General features: G+C 68.4%; 3 protein-coding genes. All 3 read left to right on the top strand.

The features are described 5' to 3' along the window. Window positions 1–14,178 carry a carboxypeptidase regulatory-like domain-containing protein gene (locus tag KBI44_16435; GenBank protein MBP9146067.1) on the top strand — a complete coding sequence of 4,726 codons (14,178 nt, stop codon included), beginning with the start codon at window positions 1–3 and terminating at the stop codon, window positions 14,176–14,178. Beyond that, window positions 14,175–23,210, top strand: coding sequence for an Ig-like domain-containing protein (locus KBI44_16430; GenBank protein MBP9146066.1), 9,036 nt, complete (start codon window positions 14,175–14,177; stop codon window positions 23,208–23,210). Before KBI44_16435 ends, KBI44_16430 begins: the two co-directional genes overlap by 4 nt. Before the next feature lie 267 nt (window positions 23,211–23,477). After that, window positions 23,478–24,365: alpha/beta hydrolase (locus tag KBI44_16425; protein MBP9146065.1), on the top strand; the 888-nt coding region annotated here is incomplete at its 3' end.

Raw genomic sequence — 24,365 nt, 5'->3', positions numbered from 1 at the left:
GTGAGGTTCGCTGCGCTTCTCGTCGGGCGGGTGCTGCCCCTGCTTTCCCTGATGCTCCTGCTGCCGGTTCCTGCCCTCGGCCAGGGTGGGCCTCCGGACGGCTCCCTCGGCTCCGGCACGCTCCTCGTCGCCGGCACGACGCTCGCGATCTCCCCCGAGAGCCAGACGGTCCCGTTCGACACGCCGACGATCGTCAACACGATGCTTGCGGGCTTCGATCCCGACGAGGGCGAGTTGCCGGGCGACCTCCGCGTCGTCGGCGACTTCACCGGCCCGGAGATCGACGGTGTCCTCGAGCTTCAGACGGTGCCCAACGAGCCGTTCCGCATCCCGCGCCTGTCACTCAAGGGGCAGTACCGCCTCGAGAACATCCGCCTCGTCCAGGGCGGGGAGTTCCTCGCCTACGCCGAACCGCGCTCCGCCGCCGTGCTCGTCACCCAGATCCTCATCACCCGCGTGACCTCGCGCCCGCTGACCCTCGAGGAGATCCGCAGCCACGGCATCATCGTCGACGGCACCTCGACCCGGGCCTACAACTTCACCTTCGGCTTCGGCATCGAGGGCAACACCTTCGACTACAACGTCCCGATCGTCTACTGGTACCCGAGGGACCATTTCGGCCCGCCCCAGATCACCATGCTGGGCAGCGGCGGCAACGGCTCGCGCTTCCGCCCGCCCCAGATGGCGGCGTTCAATCTGACGCTGAGACCCCGCGACGGCCCCCAGGGCGGCGGCTGCGCCGACCCGTCGGGCTGCCAGGAGGAGGAGATGCCGCCCCTCCCCGGCGTCATCCTCTTCCCGACCGACCTCTCGCTGTTGCATCAGTTCTTTTCGGTCGTGCTCCTCGCGACGAACGGCGCGCCGGAAGGCGACATCCTCACCATCCGCGACCTGACCGCGAAGATCCACCTCCCCTCTGGCCTCGCGCAAGCGCGCACCGAGCCGCCGACGACCCTCGGCACGCCCGTGCCGATGCGAGTACCGGGACCGGACGGCGAGTTGGGAACCGCCGACGACCTCACCTTCCTCGTCGCCCAGTCGACCGCCGAAGCCGAGTTTCTGGTCGAAGGCCTGCGGGAAGGGACCCACATCGTCGACTTCGATCTCGACGGCGTTCTCGAAGGCCTGCCCACAGGCCTTCGCCGAATCAGCGGCACGGCGAGGGGCGCAGTCGTCGTGCGCGACCCGACGCTCGGCATCGTCGTCAGCCACCCCGACGTCGTGCGCGCGGACGAGGAGTACACGATGGCGGTGAGCGTCACCAACAACGGCGTGACGCCCGCGAACCTCGTCTCCCTCGCCCTCCCGCCGAGCCAGCTCGCCGGCGTGGTCGTCGTCGGCGACAACCGCCGGACGATCGAGTCAATCCTCCCCGGCGAATCGGACCTCATCGAGTTCCGCCTGCGCCCGCTCCTCACCGGCAGAGTGATCGCGAGCTTCGTGCGCGCCGACAACCACATCACCCCGAGCTTCGACTTTCGTGTTGGCGTGGGGGAGGCGGGGATCCCCCTCTCGCCGACCGAGATCATCCTGCCCCACGAAGTGGAAGCGCTGCCGCCGCAGCTCCGCCGCCACGGCCTCGGCCTCATCGGGCTCGGCTTCTCGCTCGCCACGGCTCCGGCCTCTTTGCGAGCAGGCCGCCCCGAAGTCAGCCGTGAAGAGGTCGACCAGCGCGTCTTCGAGCTCTCGCAGGCGGGCCGCTACATCGCGATGGGCGAGGCGCCGTTCGATGCGATAGCGGAGCTCGCCGTCACCTGGACAGGCGGCTCCGACGGCCAGTGGGAGTGGGACGAGCTGCGCCGGATCACCCGCCGCGGCGCGCTCGTGGGCGACGCCATGGGGCAAGTCTTCCGCGCGGAAGCCGCGAGCGCTGGGGTGTCTGCAGCGTTCGAGCGCTTCGCGGCGACGACCGCGGGCACGGCCAAGGTCGCGCTCATCGCGAGCGACGGCGCGGGCAGCTATCTCGAAGTTTCGAGCCGGACCAGCGGCAAGGCCCTCTACGGCCCCGGTACCGCTGCCGACCGGCGGCGCGATCTGCCGTTCGCCGACGTCTACGACCTCGGCTCGGGCGAGCTGGCCCTTCTCGCCGCTCCGGAAACTGCGGGGTATCGCGTCACGCTACGCCGACGCACGAGCGGTGTCGCCGAGTTGTCCATCTTCGCGCCACCCGAGCAGGGTGAGCTCAGAACTTGGACCTGGTCGAGCGTGGGACTCAGCGAGAACGGACGCGCGGTGGTCGACTTCGACAGCTCCGGAGACGTACCGATGCTCGCCATCGACCAGGACGGCGACGGCTCCGTTGACGATGTAATCCCGGGGAGCGCCTCCACGTTCGCCGCCCGACCGTTCGCGGTCGTCGCGGCGGTGCAGAACGCGCGCGTCGACAAGACCGGGCACATCGTGGACCTGCTGTTCAGCGGTACGGTCGATTTCGCTTCCCTCTCGCCAAGCGACCCCGATCACTTCGAGATCACGGGCAAGGTCTCCGACGGCGGGACCTCGACGCGGGGGGAGGGAGTGCTCGAGGGATTTCGACCGACTCGCCTGGTGCGGGTCGTCTTCAATAATCCACTCAGCCCGTATGTCCCGCATGAGGTCGAGGTGCGGCAGGTCCGCGGCCTTCTGGGCGAGATCGTGTCCTCGCAGATCGTACCCGTGGTGATCACCGCGACGATGCCCGGAACGATCGTCGAGGGCAGAGTGATCAGCTCCGCAGGCGTGCCGATCCCCTACGCCCGCGTCGAGCTTGCCGAAACCGACTACTCCAACATCGAGTCCCTCGAGGACCCGTGTATCAAGCATGTGACCGCCACGGTTCTGACCGATGGCGACGGCCGCTTCCGCTTCGACTACGTGCGACAAACCGAATGCGGCGGAGTCTTCGAGATGCGGGGCTTCGAACCGGGGACGCACCACGTCGGCAGGGCGCTCGGCAGGGTGCGCTACATCGGCCAAGTGGTCGAGCTCGACATCGTACTACTCGGTCGCGGTCTCGTCCGCGGCCGAGTGACCTACGACGACGGCACGGTGCCGACGGAGCTCCGCGTCGTCGCGGCGAGTCCGGTCTTCCTCGAGGCGCGCCGCGCCCGCCTCGATGCCCACGGCAACTACGACGTCGGTGACCTGCCGGTGGGAGTCATCTCGCTCGCAGCGCAGGATGGCGTGGGCAACTTCGCCCTCGCAACGGTCGAGATCGCGAGCGCGGGCGCCGTCGTCGAGCGCGACCTTGTCATCCTGCGTCAGCCCCCGGCTCCATCGGGAGAAGTGCGCGGTCACGTCTTCGATCCTGGCGGCATCGCGCCGGTCTACAACGCCTATCTGGCGCTCTACGTCGGCGGCCACCTTGTCGATGTGCGGCGGAGCGATCTCGAAGGAGGATTCGACTTTGGTTCGGTGCCGGCAGGTGCGGCGGAGATCGAGGCGTTCGACGCCGAAACCGGGCGGAGCGGGGCACGCATCTTCTTCGACGTCGCGCCGGATCAGGTCACCGACCTCGCCGTCCGGCTACGCGACGAGCGCGGCGCCATCGAAGGCCATGTCTATCGCCGCGAGCTCGGCGGTGATGCGACTCCGGTGGTGGGCGCGGTCGTCTATGTCGCCGGTCAACCGTTCCACACGCTGACGGACGCCACTGGGTTCTTTCGCCTCGATGGCGTCGTCGCGGGCGTAGCGACTCTCATCGCCGCCGACCTCGAGAGCCAGCGGGAAGTGCGAGAACAGCTGCTTCTGACCGGAGACGGTTTTGAGATCGTCAAGGATCTCTACTTTCCGCTCGAAGCGTCCCAAGGCGGCGTCACGGGGGAACTCCTCGACCGCAACGGCGCGCCGGTCGCCGGAGCTCTGGTGCACATTGCGGTGGGGGAAGTGAACTGGAGCCACGAGGCCGTGACCGACTCGGTCGGGCGCTTCTCGATCCTCGGCCTCGCGCCCGGCATCTACTCGGTCCACGCCTTTCGAGGTGCCGAGGGGGGATCGGCGCTGGCGACGATCGGCTTTCCAGGTCACACGCCTTTCGTCTCGATCCGAGTCAAGAAGGGCACCATCACCGGCGACGTCCGTGCCGCGCAGGAGGCGGGCGATCCGGTGGGTGTGCGGTCCATCGTGCGCTATCGCACGACTGTGGTGCGCTACGGTCTGGTAGGTCTCGACACCCAGAGCCATGACCTCGAGACTGACGCCAATGGCCACTGGGAGCTGGCGGATGCTCTCATCGGCCCCTATGTCATCGAGATTTTCAACGCCTTTTACGGCACGCGCCTGCTCTCGGGACACCTCGCGACTGATGGCGAGGTTATTCAGAGGGATGTTCTCTTCGACCTCGCCGCCTCGGTGGAGGGAACGGTCTACGATTTCGACGGAGTGACGCCGGTCGCCGGAGCCGCAGTCAGCCTCGCTCATCCAGCGTTCTCGACCTATACGGTCTCGACCGATGAGCAGGGACGATTTCTCTTCGAGGGGATCCCTCCGGATCCCTCCCGCTCCTTCGCGATTCGCGCCCACTACGATGCCGGGATGGTCTACCGCGACGCCGAGATTCGAGCTACCGCAGCGCGACATGGCGAGACTCTCGTGGTCTCGCTGACGCTCCCGGTCCAGGGTGCCATCGCGGGCCGTGTGGAAACGGGTCCGGGTTCGCCGGTCGGCGGCGCCACGGTGCGTCTGCGCGGTGAGCAGTATCCCTTCCAGAGCATGGCGGCGCAGACGGATGCCGCTGGAGAGTTCGCTTTCCAGAACGTGCTGGCGGGGAACATCTCGATCTCCGCGCTCAGTCTGAACGGTCTCGGCGGACGAACGACGACGACGCTCGCCTCCGAGGGCGAGGAGAAGACGGTGCTCATCCGCCTGCAGCCGGTCGGAGCGATCACCGGCCGCATCTTCTCCCCGGTCGACGGTTCGCCGGTCGCGAGTGCCCAGGTCCGGCTCATCAGAAACTCCTCGTTCTTCGACGCGGTCACCACCGATGCGCAGGGCCGCTACCTTTTCGACGCGCTGCCGATCAGCTACTACACGGTGAAAGCGCTCGAACTCGGCACCGGCCGCTCGGGTCAGATGGCGGGCATCCATTTGTACTACGAGGAGCAGGTCATCACCACCGACGTCGTTCTCGAAGCCCGGGGGATGGTGCGGGGCCATCTCCTCGACCCGGCCGGATCGGTTCCGGTTCCGGGTGCGACGATCGAGCTCGCGAGCAACGGACTGGTCTACTTCCGCACTTTCGCCTCCTCGGATGGCGATGGACTCTTCGAGTTCCAAGGCATCCCGCAGGGCGCCTTCACCCTTCGCTGCACCGAGCCCGGCGGGATTCGCCAAGCCTCCGGTAACGGCGCGATCGTGGAAGAGGACGAGGTGATCACCGTCGATCTCGTCCTGCAGGACAGCGGCGCGGTGTCGGGTGCGATTCTCGAACCGGTCGCAGGCTCGACGACACTTTTCACGGGGCCAACCAGTGTCGCCGTCTACCAGAGTCTCCGACTGGTCGGCGGCAGCGTCGCCAATCCGTATACCGTGAGCGGGGTGCTCGCCGACCGGACCTTCCGCGTCTACGCTTATGAGAACGGCGGCGCGCACCGGGGCGAAGCCGACGGGATCCTTCACCACGAGGGCGAAGTCGCTCAGGTGGACGTCCGCCTTTGGCCCATCGGCTCGGTGCGGGTCGTGGTGCTCGACGCCGCGGATCAGCCGGTCGGCGGCGCCGTGGTGAAGCTCACCGCCTGGGGTCCCTATGGGACGAAGCGCTTCAACGCCAACACCGCTGCGGACGGCAGCGCGACCTTCCAGCAGGTGGGCAGCGGGAGCCTGAGCGCCTCGGTCAGCGATCCGCTGACCCAGCTGCGCGGCTCGGCGACCGGCACGCTCTCTTTCGACGGCGCCGAGGCCCTCCTCGAGGTTCGGTTCGAGCCTTCGGCAGAGCTTCGCGGCACGGTACTCCTCGCCGACGGCGTCACTCCCGCTGTCGCCGCCCAGGAGGTGGTGCGGATCGGGGGTCGTACCTACTACTCGATCACCGACGACGACGGGAACTTTGTCTTCGAAGCGCTGCCGCTCGGGAGTTTCACCTACGACCTTTTCGAGCACCTCGGCCCCGGGGCGTGGCACGGCAGCGGGTCGCTCGCCGCGGCCGATGCCGTAGTCGACCTCGGCACCATCGTGCTCGATGCCGCCGATCCGGCGGTCGTCGCGCTCGCTCCAGGCAACGGTGCCGTGGGGGTGGCGCTCGGCACTAGCGTGAGGATCGACTTCTCGGAACCGATCTCGGACGGCTACCAGTCGAACTGGGTGGAACTGCGGCGCCTCGGAGGCTCGCTGATCTCGGCCATCGCTTTCTGGAGCGCCGATCGACGAACGCTGACGCTGACCCCTACCGTGCCGCTCGCGAGCTTCACCTCCTATCAGGTCAAAGTCACGACCCGGGTGATGGACTTCGCGCAGCGCCACCTCGGCAGTCTGGTGCAGGGGACCTTCACTACCCTGGACGCCGTACCGCCCCAGATTTCGAGCACGCTGCCGGTACTGAACGCGAAAAATGTCCCGGTCGACGTGCAGTTCCGTCTCCTGTTCTCGGAGTCGGTGACGCTCGAATCGCTCTCCGGTGCGGCGCTGCAGCTCTACGACGTCGACGACCAGGTCGGAGTCGCGACGACGTTCACTCTGCAGCCGCAGGAGCGCGAGGTTCTGATCACCCCGGAGGCAAGTCTGGCGCCCGACCATGTGCACCGGCTGACGATTCAGGGGGTGCGCGACCCGGTCGGCAACGTCATGGCGTTGCCGTTCGTCCTCGAGCTCGAGACCGCGGACATCACTCCGCCGGTGGTGGCCTCGATTTCGCCTCCGGCGGAGACCAGCGTCACTTCGGGACAGACGATCGAGATCGCCGCCGAGGTGACCGACAACCAAGCCCCGGGATCGGTGACCCTTCGCCTCCTCGGCCGGAACGCCACGATCGCTCCGCCGCCGAGCGGCTCGACCTATCGCTGGACTCTCACCGTGCCACCGGTCGCTTCAGTGACCGCCGCCGCGATCGAGGTTGAGGCCCGCGACGCGGCGGGGAATTCCACCCTGGCGGCGTCCGCACTTCAGGTCGAACCGCTCCTCGACCCGGATTCACCCTTCGTCGCGATCGCCTGCCCATCGCCGGGTGCCGTCCTCGCGCCGGGAACCTCGCTCTGGATCACTGCCGAGGCGACGGACAACCTGGGCCTCCTTGCTGTCGAGTACTTCCTCGGCGACTCGCCTCTGCCGGTGGCAACCTTCGAAACGCCGCCCTTCAGATACCTCTTGACTGCGCCGAATACGGCGCTAGAGGGGGATTTGCTGAGACTGCGCGTCGTCGCCACGGACTACGGCCTGAGGTCGACCGAGGCGGGAATCGAGGTCGCGGTCGTCGAGGGCGACGTCCTCCCCGGCAGTCGCACGATCGCCGCGGGGGACCCTGAGTTCGAAGGCCGGTCGGTGATCGTCTCCGGCGGGACGGTGACGATCGACGGTCCGCATTCCTTCCGCGACCTGGTGGTGCTCGACGGCGCGAGCGTCAATCATCGCGAAGCGACGCCGGGCGCAGAGTACGCCCTCGACGTCGAACTCACGCGCGATCTCTTCGTCGCCTGCGACGGCGCCGTGAACGTCACCGGCCAGGGCTACCTCGGAGGGCCCCGGCACGCCGGTCGCGCCTTTGGTTACGGCAACAACCAGGCCGAAGGCGCCAACCACCTGACCGGAGCGAGCCACGGCGGTCGCGGCGGGCTGTTCGATGGTTCGAGCCTGCCGTATGGAAGCCTGTTCGATCCCCGCGAGCCCGGGGGTGGAGCCGGCGGAAGCTCGGCGAGCGCCGGGAGCGACGGTGGCGGTGGCATACGCATCGCCGCTGGACGGCGCGCGATTGTCGACGGCGCTCTGCGCGCCAACGGAAACTCCAATCTCTCGGCGGGCGCGGCGGGAGGCTCCGTCCGGCTGGCCGCTGCCGACATCCTCGGCGCTGGAGTCATCGAGGCGAACGGCGGTCCCGGCGGGGGCGGCGGCCGCGTCGCGCTGGTGGCAGACGTTCTGGCGGACGGCCTGGTCTCGCGAACTCGCGCCTGGGGCGGTCAACGCACCGGCGCGGGGGTCAACGCGTCGCATCAGGGCGCCGCCGGCACCGTCTTCCTGAAGCGCGCCTCCGACGCTCACGGTGAGTTGAGGATCGACAATCGCGGGCTCTTCTCGGCCCACTGGACGGATCTGCCGAGCGTGGGCGAAGGGATCGTGGATGCGGTCGCGGTCGACAACATCACCGACCTCGAGGCCGATTTTCGCTCCTCGCTCGTCGGCGTCGAGGTCTACTTCAACGGCGACGACGCTGCCAGTTGGCCGATCCTCGAGCACGCGCATCACGGCTCGACGCTGACCCTCGACGTCACCGGCCATCCTTTCGCAGCAGGAGTCGGCGACAGCTACGCCGGACGTTACGTCTTCGACCGCCTCACGGTTCGCGGCGCGGCGAAGGCGCGCACGAGCGATGCCGTGACGCTCGGCGAGCCGGCTGCGGTCGAACCCGGCGCGACCTGGTACGCCGACTACTCACCGCCTTTGCTCTCGATACCGGATCTCGAGATCCTCGAAGGTTCAGGTGAAGAGACGCTCCTTCGGATGACGGCGACGCTGTCGCGCCCGGCGGAAGAGAACGCGTCCTTCACCTGGACGGCGGTCGGGGAAACCGCGACGGACGGTGAGGACTTCGTCGCCGCCACTGGAATGCTGGCAATTCCCATTGGCGGCAGCACGGCGAGCTTCCATCTGAACGTGATCTCGGATGCGCTAGCCGAGTCCGACGAGACCCTGCGCATCGAGATCACCGCGCCGACCGGGCTCACGCTCACCTTGCCGCCGAGCGTGGTGACGATTCGTGACGACGATGGCAGCGCCCACTGCGCGGCGCCGGAACTGCTGCGCAACGGTGGCGCAGAGGAGGCGCCCTTCGGCGGCGAGATCCCCGGATGGAGCGAGGAAGGCGGACCGAACTGGACGGCTTCGGCGGGCTTCGCCCACAGCGGCGAGCGTCACTTCGATCCCCGGTCTTTCGCTTGCCCGGGGAGGCTCCGACAGGACATCGACATCGCCGGCTTCGCGGCTGCGGTGGATGCCGGCAGCCTGCGGTTCGCGCTGAGCGGCTATGTCTACAGTGGACCTGGATCCCCCCCGGACAGCACCGAGATCGAGGTCGAGTTCCGCGATGCCGCGAATGCAGGCCTTCTCGGCCGGGTCACGACCGGCGAGATCGCCAGCGTCGGTGCTTGGTCGCGCCTGAGCGCCTTCTTGCAGCCGCCGGCCGGCAGTCGCCATCTACGCGTCCGGCTCATCGTGCGCGGCAGTGCTTGCGGCTCGCGCAACTCCCAGGCTTTTTTCGATTCGCTCTCGCTCGCGCCGTTCGACTTTCCGTCGCTCGCGGTGGGAGACGTCGCGACCGTCGAAGGCACAGCCGGACTCTCGACGCTCATCTTCCCGGTCGAGCTGGCCTGCGCGCCCGGCTTGCTAGTGACGGTGCGCGCTTCGACGGCGGGCGGCAGCGCCACCGCACCGGCCGACTTCGCCACGGCCGAGGAGGAGCTCACTTTCGCCGTGGGTGAGGCTCAGAAACAGGTCGCGGTCGACGTTCAGACCGACACGATCGACGAGAGCGACGAGACGTTCACGCTGCAGCTCTCCTCGGAGGTCGGCGCGTTCGTCCGCCGTGCGGCGGCGACTGGGATGATTCTGGACGACGATACGGCGACGCTCGCGGTCGGCGACCTGGTGCTCGCCGAGGGAACCGGCGGTACGACGACCGCGCTGGTGCAACTCACTCTCTCGACGCCGAGCGCTCAGGCCGTGACGGTGGTGGCGGCGACGGCCGTGGGTACCGCGACCGCGCCGGCGGACTACACGACAGTGAGCTCGACGGTGACTTTCAATCCTGGCGAGACCTTGAAGAACCTGCTAGTCGCGATCGCTCCTGATGCAGTCGACGAGAACGACGAGACTCTCTACGTCCGGTTGTCGGGCGCGAGCGGCGCCGCGATCGCCGACAACGAGGCGACAATCACGATCAGCGATGACGACGACAACCATCTGACGATCGCCGATGTCGCGCTCGTTGAGGGCACGGACGCCCCGGTGCAGATGACCTTCACCGTGCAGCTGTCCTCGCCGGTCCTGGAGGCGGCGGAGGTGCTGTTCCACACCGAAGACATCACCGCAACTGCTGGCGCCGACTACGAGGCGGTCGCGAGTCTCCTCTCGATTCCTCCGGGTGCCTCGAGCGCGACGGTAGTGGTCGATCTCCTCCCCGACTCGGACGTCGAGCCGCCGGAGAGTCTCCGCCTGGTCGTCACCCAGGCGACCGGAGCGACCCTCGACGATCCAGACGCCATCGGGACTCTCCTCGATGACGACCTGGCGGTGACAATTGCCGACCGCGCGGGGTCCGAAGGGAACTCGGGGTTGCAGCAGTGGATCTTCCCGGTCACTCTGAACGCGCCGGCGCCCATTGCCGTTTCGCTCGCCTACACGACCGCCGAGCTCCCGAGCGGATCTCCCGGCCGGGCCGTCGCGCCGGGCGACTTCACGGCGACCTCGGGAACTCTCAACTTCGCGCCAGGGGAGACGGAGGCCGCGATCGTGGTCGAAGTCCGCGGGGACATCGTCGACGAGCCGCTCGAACGCTTCCTCGTGCGCCTGTCGCTCCCGGCCCACCTTCGAATCATCGATGGCGAGGCCGAGGGCTCGATCGTAGACGACGAGCCCCCGACCATGCCTGGTTTCTCCGCGCCGGTTCCGCCAGGACGCCTTTTCGACAGCGGGGTGCCGCTCGACATTCGAGCGTCGGCTACGGACGCCGCAGGAATAGCGAATGTCACGTTCGAGCTCGGTGGCGTGCAGTACGTCGACACCCAGTCACCCTACGCGTGGTCGACCACGACACCGGCGCCGGCGTTGCTCACGACCTACACCATCCAGGCGACGGCGCTCGATGGTCTCGGCAACTCGAGAACGATCCAGACGACCATGCAGGTGCGCGCGCCACAGATTCCGCCTACTCTCCACCCTGAGCTGGTGACGATCGGCTACGACTTCTTCGGCCTCTCGGCGATCGGCGAGCCGGGCGCAGTGACCGACCCAAGCGATACGCCGCTCACGGTGGAGGTCCGAAACCTCACCTCTAATGGCTACCGCGGCACAGTCGTCGAATCCGACGGGAGCTTCTCCGTGCTGCTCCAGGGCCTGGCCGGCGAGAGCTTTGAGCTTGTCGCCTATGACCGGATCGGTTTGTCGAGTCAGACGATGACGGTGGGTCCGCTAGTCGGCGACGAAGGGCGAGTAGCGAGCCTCGGCGCCGGTATCGAGCACGCGGCGGCGCAGGGAAGTGACCTCGCGGCCTGCAATTGCTACTACCAGCTGGCAACGGAAGGGGGGCAAGAGGCGGGAATGGTCGACCTGCGGATCTTCGATGTCTCCACGCCTCAGGCTCCAATCCTGGAAGGTGCATTGGTGGTTTCGCGCCAGAGCGGTTTCGACGATCCTTGTTCGTCCGCGGCCAACGCTTGTGACGCCTCATGTAGCGAATCAGCTGGGGTGTATCCCTGTTACGAGGGCTGCTCTGCGACCTGCTTGCCCGAGGATGGTGTTTGCTTCGAAGCCTGTTGGGCGAGCTGCGGCGGCGCTGAGTACGAGGCTTGTCGGATTCACTGCGAGGCTGGGGTTTCGCAATGTGGAGAGCCCGATGGTTGCGGTGTTGCCGCCTCGGCTTGCGCGGCCTCCTGCGCGGCTGCTGGGGGCGGTGCGGACTGCGTCAGCGCCTGTGCCGCGTATGCCGACGCTTGCAGCGCCGCGCCGTCGTCTCCGCCGGATCCGGCGTGCAGCACGAGCCCGTCAGCGTGTACGGCCTACTGCTACTCACTGGTCGACCTCGAACCGTGCGAGAGCTCTTGCAGAGCCACCTGCGCCGCGGAGGACGAGGAGTGCAACATCGCATGCTACTTAGGCTGCGGCGGCGCTCGTATGGAGAGCTGTGTCGATCACTGCGATGCAGGATGGGATTCGAGTCAATCGGATCTTTGCTCGTCCGGAATCTCGTGCGCGAACGCCGCAGGGGCCTGCTCATCAGCTTGCCAGAGCGCAGGCGGAGGCGCCGACTGCACGAATGCCTGCACTCTTTTCGCGAGCGCCTGCGTCGCCGACGAACCCTGGGCGCCGAACCTCTACCGGTACGCTGTCACAGGATTTGATCTCGCCGACGGCGCGGCGGCGATGACCCAAGGGCCGGTGCTGCGTATCGTCGACGTCCGAGACCGCGCGCGCCCGGTCCTCGTGGACGCCAACCAGACCTTGGAACTTCTTCCGGACGGCTACCCAACCGGAGACGAGCTCGCTGGAGTCCGTCTCGAGGGAGGCTATGCCTACTCGCTGGAGCGCCTTCTGCCCAACCGGTTCTTCGTCGTCGACGTTCACGATCCTGCCCATCCGCGGCTCATGGCGACGAGCAGCTTGAACCTGGGCACTGTAGACGGCTTCGAAGTGGAGAGCGGCAATCTCCACATCACGGCACGTTCGGGCGCGATCCTCACCTACCGGCTGTACGCGCTCGGTGAGCCGGGGGAGGTCTTCGCCATCACCCACTCGGGGGCCGTGACGTTCTCCGACTCGACAGCATCCGGCCTCGGGGTGATCGACGACGTCGCCGCCTTCCTGCGCTCCTCCTTCAGCCTGGAGACCGAGCTCTACTCGTTCCACATCGAAGAGGCATCAGGTGCGCCTCTCCAGTCGACGGCCTTGCCGGAAAGCGGCTGCTACCTGGGTACGACAGCCGAGATTGGCGACCTCTTCGCCATCGCCTGCAACGACGCGGGAATCGCGACCGGGTCGCTCGACACGTCCCCCGCTAGCCATGGCTTCACTCGGGATCGCTGGCATACCTATCCGACTCCGCTGGGCTATGGCGAGTATCCTCAGCTGCTCGTCGCGGCCGGCCGCCTCTGGACCTTCCCGGGTTCGCAGGGCTACGCTAGCTCGGCTCTCTGGCCTTGGATGGAGGAGTCGCTGCTGGCGGTGGTCCTCACGGCGACCGGGGCGACGGTCAACGGTGCTCCCGGAAGCGCGACGGACGCGACGGTGGTCCGTGCGGCGCTCGAGAGTGGCGGCGCCTTCGAGGTTCCTGTAGCGCCGGACGGTTCCTTCGTTCTCGCGCTCGCCGGCGAGCTCCGTGGCGAGAAACTCACCCTGCAGGCGATCTTCGAGGCCGACCTTGCCGGCAACAAGGTTCGCCTGCGGATTCCGCTCGGGAATCCTGACGGAGCGCTCGACCTGCATGCGAGCGGCGGCGCACTGCGCGTGGCACGCGACGGCGACCTCTTAGTGGTCGTACCGGCGGACCTCGATGGCAGCGGATTCTCGCATCTGCCGATCGTCTCGTCCGCTGCAGGGCTCACCGCGCTCGCCGAGGTCGTCGTGGAGGGTCCGGTGAGTGACGCCGTAGTGCTGGACGAGGTGCTGTACGTCGGCGGCGCGAGGCTCGCCGTCTTCGATCTCGGGGACCCGGCGAATCCGATCGCGCAGGCGGAGGTCGATCTCTTCGCCGGATCGCCGGTCGAGGCGCTTGTCCACGAAGGCGGCCGACTCTGGGCCTTGGGCACCGAGGGTGGCAGCCAGCGTCTTCTTGCGGTCGATCTCGCAAACCCGGTCGCCCCGGTCGCAATTCCAACCGAGTCGCTGATGGTCGCGAATTTTGAGGAGTCGCGTCTCTTCGCGCACGCCGGAGACCTCTACCGCCTCGGAACGGCGCGCGTCGAGCGCTACGAGCTGCCGCCGGGTGCGTCGCCGGTTCAGACGGCTTCTGGCGCGCCGGCCGGAGTGACGATGACCGACTTGCAGAGCGCCGACGGTGAGCTCTTCGTCGCCGCCCGGGGGCAAGGCGTGCGCGAACTTGTTGAGGCGACGGGAGTACTCACGCTCGGCGCCGCGCCGTCGCCGGCACATGCCGCGGTGGGCCTCTTCGCGATCCCGGAGGCCAGCGGCGAGCGCCTTTGGCGGGCGGCGGGTCTTGCCGGTGCCGCCAAGCACGCTTCCCAGAAGCGAATCGCGGCGAGCTGCCTGCTGCGCGACGTCGTGGTGTCAGGGACCGATGTTCTTCTGGTAACCGGATGCGGGGTCGAACGCGAGGTGCTGCCGTGAAGCTCGAGTCGCCGCCCAGGGCGGTCCGCCGCAAGGCCGCCCTGGTTCTGGGTCCAGGTCGCGTGACGGGGATCGCCATCCTTGCCCTCGTCGGGTCGCTCGCGGCACCGGTCGCCGGAGAGACGCTCGGGACGCCGATCTTCGCCGGCAACTTCGAGTCGGGGACGATCTGCGCCTGGAGCAACGCAGTGGGGTGGGGCGGCGCGCCGTGTGTCGCGCTGCAGATCGACCTCTCCGAAAGCGGAGCGCCGCTTGGCGATGGGGCACTCTTCAATCGCGACGTCGTGCCGGTTCTCGACACGACGGGTGGCACCGCTCCCGTCAGCCTCGAAGCGACGCTCGACGGCGTACCATTCACCTCCGGATCGACAGTGACAGGGGACGCGCTTCACCTGCTCGAGGTGAACGCGGAGGATGCCGATGGCCTGACCGCCCAGCGTACGGTGCAATTCTTGATCGACACCGTTGGGCCGGTATTCGCCGACGTCGATCCGCCGGAGGGCTTCGTCACTTCGTCGCCGACTGTCGTTCTCTCAGGCGAGGTTTCGGGCGCGACGACGCTGACTGTGAACGGGTCGCCCGTCGGGATCACGAACGGCGAGTTCAGTTCCGAACCGTTGGCGCTCGCGGAGGGGGCGCAGAGCTTTCTCCTGGTGGCGTCCGACCTGGCGGGGAACCCGACCCCACTGGCGCGCAATATCGTGCGCGACTCGCTTTCGCCCGGGGTGACGGTCTCCCAGCCGGCGCCGGGGGTAGTGGGGAGCTCACCGATTGCCGTCGCGGGTACCGCTACGGATCCGCATCTTGCCCAGGTTCTGGTCAACGGTCAAGCGGCGGCGGTCGCTGGCACTTCCTACAGCGTGGCGGGGATTGCGCTCGTCGAAGGGGCGAACGAGATCGTGGTCGAGGCCTTCGACGCTGTCGGCAACCTCCCCGGAGCCGCGAGCGTCGCGGTGACTCTCGACACGCAAGAGCCGGTCCTCACGTTCCTCGAAGGCGGATTGCCGCTCACCGACGGCGCGCTGTTCAATCGCACAGTGGTCCCTGTCGTTGTCGCGTCCGACGCGACGCAGGTGAATCTGAGCGTGACCCTCAACGGCGCACCGTTCATTTCGGGGACGCCAGTCGCGGACGAGGGCAGCTATGAGCTTCAGGCGACGGCGATCGACGAGGGGGGAAACGCCGCCAACATGTCCGCGAGCTTCGTCCTCGACGCAACGGCGCCGAGCTTCATCTCCGTCGTCCCTCCCGACAACACTCTGGTGGCGGTGCCCGAGATTGCGCTGAGCGGTGAGGTCGCAGGTGCGCAGTCTGTGATCGTCGATGGTCTGGCGTGCACCCTCACGGTCGAGATGTTTGCCTGCCCGTCGTTCCCCCTGGCCGACGGCGAACGGATCTTCACCCTGCTGGCGCGCGACACGACTGGGAACGAGGCACCGCGCCAGCACCGCATCCGCCGCGACGGGACGGCTCCCGAGGTTGTCATCTCGACCCCTGCCGAGGGGGCCTACCTCGCGAGTGCCAGCGTCCCGGTGAGCGGGACGGCCGTCGATCTGAACCTCGCCGAAGTGCGGGTCAACGGCGTACTGGCAGATGTCGCGGGCGACGCCTGGAGCGCTGGACCCATCTCTCTCGCCGAAGGTGCAGCGACGATACAGGTGATCGCCCGCGACGCAGTCGACAACGCGACCGTAGCCTCTAGGGGAGTCACGATCGACACGGTTCCTCCCGAAGTCGACATCCTCGAGTCGGGCGCTCCGCTGGGCGACGGAGCACTGTTCAACCGCACGGTCACGCCGGTGATCGAGGTCGCCGACACTTCGCCGTGGACGGTGGTCGCGACACTCGACGGCGCTCCCTATGTTTCTGGAGCGCCGGTCGCGAGCGAAGGGCCGCATGCCCTGCTGGTGACTGCGACCGACTCCGCCGGCAATCCGGGTAGCCGGCAGGCGAGCTTCCGCGTCGACGCCAGTCCGCCCGCGCTGGTCGCGATCTCCCCCGTGGACGGCTTCGTTACGGCGGGGGCAGAGGTGCATCTCCAGGGGCAGATTCTCGGCGCCGAGACCCTGGCGATTGACGGCGTCAATGTCACTCTCCGCGGCGATCAGTTCATCGCCGGTCCCTATCCCCTTGTGGAAGGGGAGCGCTCCTTCACGATCGTCGCGCTCGATGCCGCGGGCAACGAGCTCAATTTCCCGCACCGCGTGGTTCGCGACATCACAGCTCCGACGCTCTCGATCCTGCAGCCCGCCGCGAACGCGCTCGTCGGCGCGAACGCAGTGCTGGTCACCGGACAGGCCGCGGATCCGCACCTCGTTTCGGTCGCAGTCAACGGTGTGGCGGCCGCGCTCTCCGGATCGACCTGGGTCGCAGCGCAGGTGCCTCTCGCTGAAGGTGAGTCGACCCTGGTCGCGACCGCGGTCGACCGGGCCGGGAACTCGGCGACGGCTAGCCGCGTCGCGGTCCGCGATTCGCAGGCCCCGACGATTACGATCACCGACCCCGCAGCGGGGACCGTGGTGCCGGAGGCGGCAGTCGAAGTCGCGGGCTCGGTCGACGATCCGAACCTCGATCGCGTCACCGTGCGAGGGGTCACCGCGGCGATTCAGGGCGGGAGCTTCGCCGCGAGCGCGGCGCTTGCGGAGGGCGACAACACGGTGGTCGTCCGCGCGACCGATCGGCTCGGACACGCGGCAGAGGCTACGCTCCTGGTGCACCGTGACTCGACTGCGCCTGGGCTCGGGATCGATACGCCGGAGGAGGGCAGCCGTATCGCGGCCGAGTTTGTGGCGGTCTCCGGAACGATCAGTGAGGAGGGGATTGCAACCCTGACCGTGAACGGGGTCTCCGCGACGATCACCGGCGACACCTTCTCGGTCGCCGCGGTGCCGCTCGTCGAGGGGGAGAACCGACTCGTCGCCCGGGGTCGTGACGCGAACGGCAACGAGGGGGTGCGCACCCGTACGGTCCTCCGCGACACGGTCGCGCCGGCGATTCTCGGCACCGAGCCGCCGACGGGGGCGCTCGCGATTGCGCTCACGACCGTTTTCGTCGCCAAGCTCTCGGAAGAGCCCGGTTCGGCGAGCGTCGACGGCATGCGCCTCGAGACTGAAGCCGGCGCGGTGCTTGCCGCGACCGTCGAGATCATCGCTACCGAGCTGCGATTGATCCCGAGCTCCGCGTTGCCTTCCGCGAGCCTCGTGCGCCTCGTGCTCGACACGAGCATCGTCGACCTAGCCGGCAGCGGGCTCGCGGCCGGAGCGACTTTCGAGTTCACGACCGCGGATTCGACCGCACCGGCGCTACCCTCGATCCCGGCGCCGCCAGCGCGATTCCTCTGTGCCGCAGAGGTCGTTCTCGTGGGCTTCGCGGAGCCCGATCGCAGTGTCGAGGTCGCCGGCGGTGCAGGCGCTGTGCGCGCGCGCGCTGCCTCTGACGGAGCGTTCAGCGTCGCGGTGCCGCTCATTCCCGGCGCCATCCACCGGCTTGCCGTGACGAGTGTCGATGATGCGGGAAACCGATCGCTGGCTTGCGAGATCGAGGTGGTGCACGACTGCCAGGAGCCGATCGTCGAGAGAGTCGATGCGAGTCCTTCCGGTTTCGTGATCCACTTCAGCGAGGAAATCGAACCGACGAGCCTTGCCGGTGCGATTCTGGTCTCGGACGCAGCCGGCGCGATCGTCGGCAGCGTAGAGCTCGACGTCGATCTCGCCACCTTCACCGCATCGTCGGCGCTTCCTGAGGGAGCGATTCGCGTGGAGGTGTTGCGCCAGCCGCGCGATCTCGCGGGAAACCTCTTGGCGTACCCCTGGGTTTCGGTTTTCGGTGGCGACGCGGCGGAGAGTTTCTTCGTCGCCACGGTGGTTGATGACTCAGTGGGCCGTCCGCTCGCCGGTTCCCGGGCGCGCGTCCTCTCCACGAACGGCGTCCTGCCACCCGGTACGGGACCGGCGCTCGAGGCAACGAGCGCTGCCGACGGAACGGTCTCGCTCCCCGTGCCGGTGGGAACCCATCTTGTAGTGTTCGAGCATCCCGATTCGACGCCTGTCTTCCGATTCGTCACGACTCAAGGGCAGCAGGGTACGGATGTCGTCGATCCCCGGCTGGCGCCGCTTTCGGCGGCCGTGGCCATCGGCCCCGCGGGGGGGGCGGCCGCTGCCGCGCCGGCGCTCTCGGGCTCCTCCGCTGAGCTCGAGATCCCCGCGGGTGCGCTCGCCGACCCGATCGCGATCTCGCTGACCGAGCTCTCGGAGCAGGGCTTGCCCCGCCTGTTGCCGTTCGGCTGGTCGCCGCGCGCCGCGGTCTGGATCGGTCCCGAGGAGGCGGACTTTCTCCTCGCCGCAAGGCTTGTGCTGCCGGTCAACGCCATCCCTGGGTCGACGGTCGCTTGGGTGCACCTCGATCCGGAGACGCGGGTCTGGCGCGTCGAAGGGGTGACGACGCTCGGGCTCGGTGAGCTCGATCTGCCGGTCGCTGCGGCAGGGGCCTGGGTGGTCGTCGAAGCCGATCCGCCCCCCTTCGCCGTGCCGACGGCGGTGGTCGGTGAGCCGTTGGGGTCGCTCCCGACCCCGCCTGCTTCCGGGGAGACCCTGCTTGGTGCGACGCTGGTATTCGACCCTGAGACGGTCCTGCCGGGCCAGAAGAGTCGCGCCACGGTCGCCTACTCCTCGACCGAAGCTGCGACGTCGGGCTCTACCGTGACCCTGTCCATCGTCGAGGAGCTTCAGCTCCTCGACGGCACGACGCGCACCGAGCCTGCCTATCGCGCTGACGTCGTCGTCTACCGCACCACGGAGGGAGCACGCTCGCGCTTCCTCTTGGCAGCGTCGGATGCGGCGCGCCTGCTGCCGATCGAGCTCGGCGAGGAGAACGTCACGGTGCTGCCGTACGGTGGCGAGATCGTACGAGGGAATGTCTTAGGCCCGCAGGGCGGCTCGGTTCTCGGCCCCTCCGGCGACCGGATCGATATTGCCGCTGGCGCTCTCGTCCGGCCGACGCCGGTGCAGCTCGAGCCGGCCGCCGAGGGAACGTTGCCGCTTCCGGTACCTGAAGGGTTCGCCTTCGCCGGCGCGCTGCGGCTCGATCTCTCCGGCGAGACGCTACTCGAGCCGGCGACGCTGTTCCTCGCTCTAGCAGACGCTCCGTCCGCCGGCGAGGCCGGGATACTCCTCGGCGTCGAGTCGTCCGTCGCCGGCGATGCTAGCTGGCGACCGCTGGCGACGATATCGCCGTCCAGCTCCGGCTGGCAAAGCGATGCGTTCGATCTCGACGATCCTGCGGATCTCGCCTGGCCGGGTGTCACGCGTGGCGGTACCTATCTCTTCGCGCGCGCCCTCGCCCCGCTCGGCTTCGTGCGCGGCACGGTCTTCGATGTCGGCGGCGCCACGCTCGCGAGTGCCCTCGTCGCCTCAACGGGCGCGACCGCTGTCGAGTGGCTCCAGCTCTCCGGCAGCGACGGGCGGTACGCCTACCCGGCCTGGGTCGGTGCGGTCGCCCTAACCGCGACGAAGCCATCGACCGGCGACCAGGGGAGCGGTAGCGCGCTTCTTTCCGCCGCCGGCGAGCGCGTCGATCTCGATCTCGCCCTCGCCGTCGTGCGCCCGTCCGTGGTCTCGATGACGCCGGCCTCCGGCGCCACCGCCGTGCCAATCGGGATCGAGCCGGTCGTGCATTTCAGCGAGCCGGTGGAGCGCACGTCGCTCGCCGCAGCGATCGCCTTGTGCCCCGTGGGCGGCTCTCCTGTGGCCCTCATCTTCCACCACCTGGGCTCGCAGCTGACGATCGAGCCCGAGGTTTCGCTCGAGCCCGCGCTGACCTACGAGCTGGTGATCGGCGAAGGCGTCCGCGATCTCCAGGGGCACGGCATGGCGGCGCCGGCCACGGTGTCGTTCACCACCCAGAACGTCACGCTGCCGTCGACGGTCGATCTCTCCCGCGTGCTGCTCTACGCGCCGGGCACGAACGGCGAATCGCGCATCCAGGGGCTGCCCGGCGCGGCGCCGGCAGGAACGCTGGTCTTCGTCGAGAACCTTACCCGCCTCGCGGCTACGATCTCGGTCGCGGCGGAACAGGACGGCAGCTTCGAGCTTTCGATCGTCTCCCAGGTGACCGATCGGCTCCTGCTGCACGTGTTGATCGCCGGAGCGAACGAGGTGGTCGCGATCCTCGGCCCATTCCGCACCGCGGACGGTCGGGGTGCCTACGTCGGAGCCGAAGGCTCGATCTTCACGACGATCGACGGCTGGACTCTTTCGGTGCCAGCGGACACATTCGACGAAACAAGCGTCGTGCAGGTCGTTCCGCTCGTCTCTGGCCAACTGCCGGTGCCGCTGCCCGCCTCTTTTGTCGAAGGAGCGAGCTTCACGCTCGACTTCGGCGGCGCGATTCCCGACAAAGCGATCGAGCTCGCCCTCCCGGCACCGGCCGGCGCGCCGGCAGGCCGGCCGATTCTGGTGCTGCGCGAGGTCCGTGCGGCGGGAGCGCACGGCTGGATGCTTCACGAGCTCGCGACTGCGGCGGATGGCCGTCTCTCGACGCTGGCCGCGGGAGCCGCACCTTTCGCTGTCGAGCTCTTCGCCTCGCAGGCGGGGGGCACACGCGCTGAGGCAGGCACGGGCCCGAGCCTGGCCGAGCTCGCTGCGGCCGCGCCTGGGGCGATGCTCCCTGGCCTCGCGTTTGCGGGCAACTACACGATCTCGTGGACGCCGGAGCCGATCGGCTTCCTTGGGTTCCCGACGACCCTCTGGAACGACGCCTACGTCGAGACGGGACTCTCCGGAATCGTCACGGTGTTGAACAGCGCCATCGAGTCGCTGCTCGAGCACGACGCCGTTCTCATCCCGACACTGCTCGGCGTCCCTGTCACGGTGACCGTGCGCGACGGTGCCTCTGGCTTCGTGCTCTATCAATCGGAGCCGGGCGACTTCAATTCGCCTCCTGGCGACGGCGGTATCGACGAGATTCCGCCGGAGGTCTTCGGCGACACGGCGGCGCCACACCCCCTCGCGGGCTCGCCGCTCCGGTTCTTCGTGCTCGATGCAACCGAAGCCGCCGGGGGCGAGATCGACCGCGGCGTGAGCTTCTTATTCGGCGACGACGCCGTCGAGATCACCGGGGCGATCGGTTCGGTGTCCGAGGAGGCGCGCGTGCGCCTCCTCGGGCTCGACGACGCGCGCGCTCCCTTCACCACCGCGGCCGCGGATGGATCGTTCCAGCTGCAGGCGAGTATCGAGGCCGGCAATCGCTACCTGCTGGCGCTCGGCGCGCGCATCGACGCGACCGAAGCGCTCGAGGTCGAGTGGAGCGAACCCCTGAGTGACGTGCTCGGGGCGGTGCGGGTGCTGGACGACGCCGGTCTTGTGATCGGCGTCGACGTCGACTTCGGCGCTGACCGCTCCGTGGTCGTGGTCACGCCGCGCGGCGCCTGGCCGACCGATCGCGATCTGCGGCTCGAGCTCGGGCCGGCGATCGCCGATGGGTCCGGAAACAGTTGGAACGAGACCCTGGCGCTCGAGTTCCGGGCCCGCGCCAGCCAGGTCGTGGGCCACTATCCCTTCCAGCACGTCTACGACGTCGCGCGGCTGGGCAATCTCCTGTTTCTCGCCGCCGGGCAGCAGGGTCTCGCGGTTCTCGACGCGTCCGACCCGTCCGAGCTCGCCAATGTGATGCCGGGAGGGCTCACCTTTCCGTTGTCGTATCTGGATGTCGTCCGGGCGGTCGCGGTCGATCCGCACGGGCGGGTGCTGGTGACGGGCGGCGGGGTCGCGAACTTCGGCGTGCTGCGGATCTTCGATCCGCTGATGCTGCCCGAGATTGTCGAGGCGCCCGACCCCGTCGCGGCGCGCGAGCTCGCCTGGCGCGGCACGACGATCGTCTCGGACCGGCTCGGTGGGACCGGGACGCAGCTTCCCGCCGGCACGCCGCGCAAGGTCGTGCTCTATTCGGACGACCTGACTTCGCGCTGGCGGGCGGGGGAGCCCGCGCCGGACGGGCTCGCGGTGACGTTCACGCCGGGAGCGAACGGAGCGCTCGGCACACTGGCGGTCACCGGCAACGGCGCTGCATCCCTGGCACCCGTATCGCTGCGCAACCTGGTTCGCGGCGGTTACACGCGCGTGGATTCCAGTGCAGCGGGAGGCTTCACGATCGCGATCACGGCGGCGAGCGGGGATCGTGTCGAGCTGCTGCGCAATCGCGCGACGATCGCCTACCTCGCGACTCTGGGCGCCGGGGTCGAGGCGGTGGACGTCAGCGCCTTTTACCACGGTCCGAACGAGCCTTCGCCCGTGGCGAGCCGGGTGGTGGGGATCTACTCGGGCGCGGGGGACCCTAGCTTCGAGCTCTGCAATGAGGCGGCGGCAGACCTTGCGAGCGCGCTCATCGGGCTCGATCTCTTGATTGAAACGACAGCCTCGCCGCCGATTGACGTCGCAGCGCTCGTCAGCTTCCGTGGCATCGCCCAGATCGAGAGCCCGCCGGCCGCGGTGGGGGACCTCTCCTTCCTCACCGATGCCTGCGCCGAGGTCGAGGGCTCGCGGGCGGTGCGCGCGCTCGCGGCGGAGGTGGACCTGCCGTGGGACGCCAACGCTGACGGCCGCGTCGATGACGACGAGGGCGAGCGCGACTACGCGTTCGTCACCCACGCCACGGGTGGCTTGCTGGTCTTCGATCTGACGCGCCGCGCGGAGCCGCAGCTGGTTTCCCGCATCCGCCTGCCTCTGGTCGCGCTCGGCGTGGCCGTCGATCGCTCGCGAATGCGCGCCTACATCTCGGGCGCCTCGGGCGGGCTCGCCATCGTCGATCTCGCGGCCCTCGCCACGGCGACGCTCGTCGATGCGGACGTCAACGGCGTCGACGACCGGGTGCTCGAGGTCGTGCCGATTCCGGCGATCCAGCCGGGCTCGCCGGCGGTCGTCCTCCCGGACCTGGGGCTCGTCTTCGTCGGCGGCGACGGCGGCGCGGCAGGCATCCAGGTCGGCGCTCCGGCGATCGTCTTCGTCCGCGCGGACGGGTCGGGGGAGGTTCTGCACTGAGAGGCCGGCGGCGCTTCGCAGCGCGTCGCCGCTCCGGTCTCAGTAGCGGAGGAGGTCGGGCAGCTGTGCAGTCCGCAGCGCGTGACCCTCGACGCGACCCGCCATGTGAGGCTCGTCGGTGATGCGGCGCTGCCAGAAACAGATTCCGGACGTCCCCCTCGCCCGGCCTCAACTGCCCACCGCGCACGGCACCCGCTTCGCGTCGGCGGGGGTGCGGTCGATGTCGGTAACCTTTCCCCAGAAGTACAGTCCTGGCCGAGTATGAATATGCCCTGGCTTCCCCGCATCGTCGCCAGCCTGTTGCTGACATTCGGCGGCTCCATCCTCCAGGCCGGTGAGCCGGTCGTCATCGGGCAGACGGAGCACTTGCACTCTGCCGTCCTCGACGAGGCCCGGACGTATCACGTGGCGCTGCCTGCGAGCTACAAGTGGGCGAAGGACCGGCGCTATCCGGTGCTCTACGTGCTCGACGGCGCCTGGCACTTCCAGCACGCCGCCGCTTCGGTCGGCTACCTGGCCGCGCACGGGGAGATCCCGGAGATGATCGTGGTGGCGATCGACAGCACGAAGCGTGTCCGGGATTTCACGCAGTCGGACTGGCCCGCGGGCTGGATCGGCGGTGGCGGTGCGGCGAACTTCAAACGCTTCCTCTCGACCGAGCTCATGCCGGCGGTCGACCGGGCGTATCGCACCGACGGCTTCCGCGTGCTCTCCGGCCATTCCGCCAGTGCGCAGTTCGCCCTGTACTGCCTTACCGCCGAGCCCGCGCTGTTTCAGGGGTACATCGCGCTCAGTCCCAGTCTCGACTGGGACGACCGACTTCCGCAACGCTCGCTGGAGGCATCCTTCGCGGTGGCCAGCGGGGTCGGCGAGCTCAGGGCCTTCCTCTATGTCGCCCGGTCGGACGATCTCGGTCAGGCCCTGGCGGACTATGAACGGCTGGTCGAGACGCTCGAGAAGAGAGCTCCGCGGGGATTTCGTTTCAAGAGTCAGGCCTTCCCTGACGAAACCCACGTCAGCCTTCCGCTGCTCGCCCAGATCGACGGACTGCGCCACCTGTATTCGGGATACCGCCTGCACGACGACCAACTCGAGAAGGGATTCGCCTTCGCCCAGGCGCACTTCGAGAGAGTGTCGAAGACGGTCGGGTGGACC

The sequence above is a fragment of the Thermoanaerobaculia bacterium genome (assembly GCA_018057705.1).
Lineage (GTDB): Bacteria > Acidobacteriota > Thermoanaerobaculia > Multivoradales > JAGPDF01 > JAGPDF01.
Note: the sequence above shows the minus strand (reverse complement) of the source record. Positions and strands in the feature narration are given on the sequence as shown.